The organism is bacterium SCSIO 12696 (assembly GCA_024397955.1).
In the GTDB taxonomy this organism is placed as follows: Bacteria; Pseudomonadota; Gammaproteobacteria; order Pseudomonadales; family Porticoccaceae; genus SCSIO-12696.
Genome location: CP073744.1, coordinates 2,566,382 through 2,572,500, shown reverse-complemented (window position 1 = coordinate 2,572,500; position 6,119 = coordinate 2,566,382). Strand labels below are relative to the sequence as shown.

General features: G+C 48.4%; 7 protein-coding genes (1 of these 7 cut by a window edge). 5 read left to right on the top strand and 2 right to left on the bottom strand.

The window, feature by feature from the left end:
- A protein-coding gene (locus KFE80_11830; protein ID UTW45052.1) for a pilin crosses the window boundary here: on the bottom strand, window positions 1-406 show its 5' portion. 41 nt of this gene lie to the left of the window's left edge; 406 of the gene's 447 nt are visible here — the first part of the coding sequence; its start codon is at window positions 404-406; its stop codon lies beyond the left edge, outside the window.
- Window positions 407-784: 378 nt separating this feature from the next.
- Between KFE80_11830 and pilB the strand changes: the two genes are divergently transcribed.
- From pilB to KFE80_11805, 5 genes are all read left to right on the top strand, one after another.
- Complete coding sequence (pilB, locus tag KFE80_11825; GenBank protein ID UTW45051.1) at window positions 785-2,509, top strand: type IV-A pilus assembly ATPase PilB; 1,725 nt, start codon at window positions 785-787, stop codon at window positions 2,507-2,509.
- A 148-nt stretch (window positions 2,510-2,657) separates the two neighbouring features.
- On the top strand, window positions 2,658-3,872 hold the full coding sequence (locus KFE80_11820; GenBank protein ID UTW45050.1) for a type II secretion system F family protein: 1,215 nt from the start codon (window positions 2,658-2,660) through the stop codon (window positions 3,870-3,872).
- Between the two features lie 27 nt (window positions 3,873-3,899).
- Complete coding sequence (locus KFE80_11815) at window positions 3,900-4,757, top strand: prepilin peptidase (GenBank protein ID UTW45049.1); 858 nt, start codon at window positions 3,900-3,902, stop codon at window positions 4,755-4,757.
- A gap of 140 nt (window positions 4,758-4,897) precedes the next feature.
- Entirely contained in the window at window positions 4,898-5,503 is a 606-nt protein-coding gene (coaE, locus tag KFE80_11810; GenBank protein UTW45048.1) for a dephospho-CoA kinase, read from the top strand.
- A complete protein-coding gene (locus KFE80_11805; GenBank protein UTW45047.1) occupies window positions 5,500-5,691 on the top strand; it encodes a DNA gyrase inhibitor YacG in 192 nt (63 codons plus the stop codon). Before coaE ends, KFE80_11805 begins: the two co-directional genes overlap by 4 nt.
- A gap of 17 nt (window positions 5,692-5,708) precedes the next feature.
- On the opposite strand, the gene mutT is transcribed toward KFE80_11805, so the two are convergent.
- Window positions 5,709-6,113 carry an 8-oxo-dGTP diphosphatase MutT gene (gene mutT, locus KFE80_11800; GenBank protein ID UTW45046.1) on the bottom strand — a complete coding sequence of 135 codons (405 nt, stop codon included), beginning with the start codon at window positions 6,111-6,113 and terminating at the stop codon, window positions 5,709-5,711.
- Between the last annotated feature and the right edge of the window lie 6 nt (window positions 6,114-6,119).

Sequence of the window (6,119 nt, the reverse complement as noted above, 5' to 3'; positions counted from 1 at the left end):
GATCGGTTGCGTTAAGCGGCGAAGTACAACCCCACTCTAAGGAACCGCCGTTATCTACAGGCGTAAGAACCATATTTGCACCAGCCAAGTTTGCGTTAGCATCATTGCCAAAAGTCACTGTAATCACACCTGCAGCCACAGCCACACCAGTTACATAGTTACCATTTACAGTGGCTGCTGCCGGAATACCATCGGCCCCACTGTTAATACCAGCAAGAGCACCTTCTTCTGCAAATATCTCGGCAACATTTGTTTTCAGGCCACTAGCCAAAGCCAAACCTTCAGAAGATTGGCCACGAATAGTGTAGTTTTCATACTGAGGCAAAGCGATAGCTGCCAAAATACCGATAATCGCAATAACGATCATTAATTCAATCAGGGTAAAGCCCCCTTGACGCTGTTTCATAAGATTCTCCTTCGGAAGTTTATGGTTGTTATGAACAGTCGGAGATCTTAATAGCGAATAGTGTGCCAACTTTTCAAAACCACGCCCACAACAGAAAAAAATCAAACAAAATCAAAAATTTAAAAGCAACAACTCTGATACACACAGATTGCCGTGTCGCCACAATCCTCTTAATGATGGAATAATAGGGGCTCGCAAGAACAACTTTGGTCAGACCAAGACAGCCCGATGTGACATTTATTGTCATACCATCCCAAGCTTATCGTAATTCTAGTGGTACCAGCCCATTGCTCTTATATATGCGGGTTGCCATAATCAGATATGGATTCCCACTTCTGCGGGCCTGACAGGCACCGATGATAAAAACGGATACATATAATGACACCCGCCAATAGCGCACTAAGAGGCTTGCCAAAGCGTTTGGTACAGGACGGCCTAATCGAACAGGAAGCCGCTGAAGAGGCAGTTATTCACTGCCAGCAACAGCGGCTACCATTTGTAGAACATATTGTTACTGCCAATGTGCTACCAGCTCAACTGGTAGCAACAGTGGCAGCCAATGAATTTGGCTCCCCACTATTGGATCTGGATTCCTTTAATCTGGATACAGCCCCAAAAGAGCTAGTAGATGGCAAACTGATTCGTCGCCATAAAGCCCTGCCACTCTATAGTCGAGGAAGCCGCTTGTCTCTTGGTGTATGCGACCCCACCAACCACCAGACTATCAACGAGATTCAATTCCAAACTGGCATGACTATTGAGCCAGTACTTGTAGAGTACGACAAGCTTGAAGCGGCTATCGAAAACTTTCTCAACCAGCAAGAAGAAGACTTAGGGGAAGCTCTGGGCACACTGGACGATGTGCATCTGGACGAATTGGACGTTAGCGCCGTTGAAGACCCTGCCGAAGAAGACCATAGCGGAGATACCGACGACGCTCCCATTGTTCGCTTTATTAATAAACTATTACTGGATGCTATCAAGTTGGGGGCATCGGATATTCACTTTGAGCCCTATGAGCGGAGCTACCGTGTGCGATTCCGCATTGACGGCGTATTGCAGGAAATGACAAAGCCCCCGGCTAATTTGGCGCCACGTCTGGCAGCACGCTTAAAGGTAATGTCGCAGCTGGATATCTCAGAGCGGCGCATCCCTCAGGACGGCCGAATTAAACTTAAACTGTCCAAATCTAAAGCTATCGACTTTCGGGTAAATACACTACCCACCTTGTATGGGGAAAAAATTGTATTGCGAATTTTGGACTCCAACAGTGCAAAAATGGGTATCGATGCACTGGGCTACGAGGAAGACCAAAAAGAAGCTTATATGAATACCCTAGCCCAGCCTCAGGGCATGATTCTGGTCACTGGCCCTACTGGTAGCGGTAAAACCGTTTCCCTTTATACCGGTTTGGGTATTCTCAACACCCCGGAGCGCAATATCTCCACGGCCGAAGACCCCATCGAAATCAATATGGATGGGATTAACCAGGTGCAGATCAACACCAAGGTAAACCTGACTTTTGCAGAAGCCCTGCGAGCCTTTCTCCGTCAGGATCCAGATGTGATCATGGTGGGTGAGATTCGCGACTTAGAAACAGCAGAAATTTCCATTAAAGCGGCGCAAACCGGCCACTTGGTGTTATCCACCCTACACACCAACAGCTCACCGGAAACATTAACCCGCTTGCTCAATATGGGGGTTCCCGCCTTTAACGTAGCCACATCTGTTAGTCTGATTATCGCCCAGCGGCTGGCGCGCCGACTGTGCCAACACTGCCGCCGCCCGGCAGACGATATACCCGATAAGATTCTGACCGAGGAAGGCTTTGATACTATCGACCTACCTCGCGATCAGTTTGAGCTGTACCACCCGGTAGGTTGCCCCAAATGCACTAATGGCTACAAGGGCCGTAGTGGGGTATATGAGGTGCTAAAGGTGAGTCCGTCCATTTCGCGCATTATTATGGAGGGAGGAAACTCCTTGCAAATCGCCGAAGAGGCGAAAAAAGAAGGCTTTAGAACTTTGCGCCAGTCGGCACTTTTAAAGGCTGCCAAGGGTATAATCAGTTTGGAAGAGGCTAATCGGGTCACTAAAGACTGACCGGCCAAACGCCGAATAAGTAATAATCTCGTCATTGCGAGGCTAAACACAGTGGCCGCAGCAACCTCAGCGAGTGTGGTAACACATTCAATCCTCGCAATGACAGCGACTTACAACGAATAATAACTAGATTTCGAAGGATTGGGTTATGGCAACCGCAGAAGCGCAAGTATTTGTCTATAAAGGCAAAGATAAAAAAGGTAGTGTTGTGCAAGGCGAGATTCGTAGCGCCAACGCCAACTTTGCCCGTGCCCAGCTGCGCAAACAGGGCATTATTGCCAATAACGTTAAAAAGAAACCCAAACCTCTGTTTGGCAGTAGCGGCAAACCTATCAAGCCCGCCGATATTGCGGCTTTTACTCGCCAAATGGCCACGATGATGAAAGCAGGTGTGCCACTGGTACAAAGCTTCGATATTGTCGCTGAGGGCTGTGAAAACACCAGTCTGAAATCCCTGATTGAGTCCATTCGCGACGATGTCGCTGCCGGCGCCAGCTTTGGTTCATCCCTGCGAAAGCATCCAAAGTACTTTGATGATCTATTTTGTAGTCTAGTTGAATCAGGCGAAACATCAGGTGCCTTAGAAACTATGCTGGATCGTATTGCACTCTATAAGGAAAAGCTGGAAAGCCTGAAAGCAAAAGTTAAGAAGGCTCTAACCTACCCTATTGCTGTAATTGTTGTTGCTGTAATAGTAATGGGCATTTTGCTTGTTAATGTGATTCCTCAATTTGCTCAAACATTTAGCTCCTTTGGTGGCGAGCTCCCAGCTTTCACACAATTCGTTTTAGGTTTGTCAGAGGCTGCTCAAAGACAGTGGTGGATATGGCTTTTGATAATTGTTGGTGCCCTTTTCGCATTCAAAGAGGGAAAGCAAAGATCACCAAAGTTTGCTGACACTGTCGACAAGGTGACTTTAAAAATACCCATAGTGGGAAATATAATTAATGAAGGCGCTGTGGCTCGTTTTGCACGGACATTATCCACAACATTTGCAGCAGGTGTTCCCCTTGTGGATGCATTGGACTCAGTAGGTCGCGCTTCAGGCAATGCCGTTTATAGAGACGCCATATACAAGGTACGTGACGATGTTACCACTGGCGTTCAACTCAACAGCTCGCTGAAAAGCACCGGGGTATTTCCCATTCTTTTAGTACAAATGGCTTCTATCGGTGAAGAATCAGGAGCGCTAGATGAAATGTTGGAAAAGGCAGCTGAACATTACGAAGAGTCTGTTGATAATGCCGTAGACAATCTAACCACCCTGCTTGAGCCAATGATTATGGCTGTACTAGGTGTTCTTATCGGCGGCATGCTGATTGCTATGTACCTGCCAATATTTCAGCTGGGTAATACAATCTAAAAAGAATAACAACGAGACAAACACAGAATGCCAGAACTCAACCTCCCGCCCACCCTTTTGGTGGGCGTTGCCGTTATATTAGGCCTGTTGGTCGGAAGCTTCCTCAATGTAGTGATCTATCGTCTGCCGATGCAGCTACAAATTAGCTGGCGGGAAATGGCACGAGAGATTTTGGAGTTAAAGGCGGAAGTTGAACCACGCATTTCCTTAGCATTCCCCGCATCTCATTGCCCCAAGTGCAATGCATCTATCAAGCCTTGGCACAATATCCCGGTAATCAGTTACCTGCTGTTGAAGGGTCAATGTCAAAACTGCAGCACAAAAATCTCACTACAGTATCCGGCGATTGAGCTACTCACTGGCCTGTTGTCCGGTTTTATTATTTTTCACTATGGAATGAGCGAGCAGGGCTTGTTAGCACTGCTATTTACCTGGTGCCTGATTGCCCTTACTGGTATCGACTTCGGCCATAAACTATTGCCAGACAATATAACCCTACCGCTGATGTGGATAGGTCTATTGGCCAATACCCAAGGGGTTTTTACAGATTTGGCCAGCTCAGTTATTGGTGGTGCAGTAGGCTACCTCTCTCTTTGGACGGTGTACATTATTTTCAAAAAGCTCACCGGCAAAGAAGGCATGGGCCACGGGGATTTCAAGCTGCTGGCAGCGTTGGGTGCCTGGATGGGATGGCAGTTTTTACCAATGATTATTTTGTTGTCAGCGGTAGTAGGCGCTCTGGTGGGCATTGCCGGTATATTAATTATGGGCCGCGACAAGCAGATCCCCATCGCTTTTGGCCCCTACCTGGCCGCAGCGGGATGGATTGCACTAATTTGGGGGCATGATATTTTGGCTTGGTATACCCCTTACTTAGCCCCTTAGGCTAATTCGTCATTCCCGCGAAGGCAGGAATCCATTATTCTTACCAACCTATGTGGATTATACGCTTCGCTCGCCCTGCGGGCGCTCAACGCAAGCATTAGTCCCGCCTTCGCGGGAATGACAACTATCAGGAAAAAACCATGTACGTAGTTGGCCTAACCGGCGGTATCGGCAGCGGCAAAAACGCCGCCACCCACTATTTTCAGGATTGTGAAATTGAGATTGTCGACGCAGACATCGCCGCACGGCGAGTTGTAGAGCCCCACACCGACGCCTATCTCGAAATCATTGAGCACTTTGGCGTCGGTGTGCTATTGCCCAGCAACGACCTCAATCGAAGCGCCCTACGAGCAATGGTGTTCGCCGACCCGGAAAAACGCCAATGGCTCGAAGAGTTATTGCACCCACTGATTCACCAATGGATGGATGAGCGTCTACACACCATCAACAGCCCTTACGCCATCCTCTCATCACCTCTGTTGTTGGATACCGAACAACACAAATTGGTTGACCGTATTCTGGTGATAGACGCTACGGAAGAGCTGCAAATAGAGCGCGCCTGTGCCAGAGACGCCACTTCAGAAAGCCAAATCCGTGCGATTATGGCCAGTCAGCTGCCTCGGCAAACCCGTCTGGATCGGGCTGACGATATCATCTGCAATAGCGGCTCACTTGATGAATTGCAAAACCAGGTAAATGCCATGCACCAAAAGTATTTGCTGTTGGCCAGTGAGGCAAAGGCATGAGCACTCCCCCAGAATTAAACTGCCCTACCTGTCAGAAGCTGATCCAGTGGAATAGCGGCTTTCCCCATCGCCCATTTTGCTCAGAACGCTGTAAGCAAATTGATTTTGGTGACTGGGCCAATGAAACTCATTCGATACCCGGTGAGCCGGTTATGGATGCTGAGCTATCGGATGAGACTCAGCACTAAAGATTGTCAAAATTGATCTAGCTGTGTTGCATCAGGCGGTTAACCACCGCCTGATTGGCTTCTGGAAATGGGTGACTGCCTAACTCCTGATACTTCACCCACTTTACTGGCTGGCCTTCAGCGCCATGGGGCTCGCCATCAAAATCGGTGACTTCCCAAAATTCCAGATGAATCTGTTTTTCCGGGTAGTCGTGATGAGTTTCCACTAACCGCTCGCAAGCAATGGTTTGGATACCCAACTCTTCTTGCAGCTCTCGCACCAGCGCCTCCCTGGGTGTTTCACCACTATCCACCTTACCACCAGGAAATTCCCACATGCCACCTTTGTGTAAGTGGTCCGGGCGCTTGGCAATAAACAGCTCACCGGAACGGCCACAGCAGTCGCCGTGGATAACAGCTGCAACAACATGGATTCGTTTCAAAAGGCC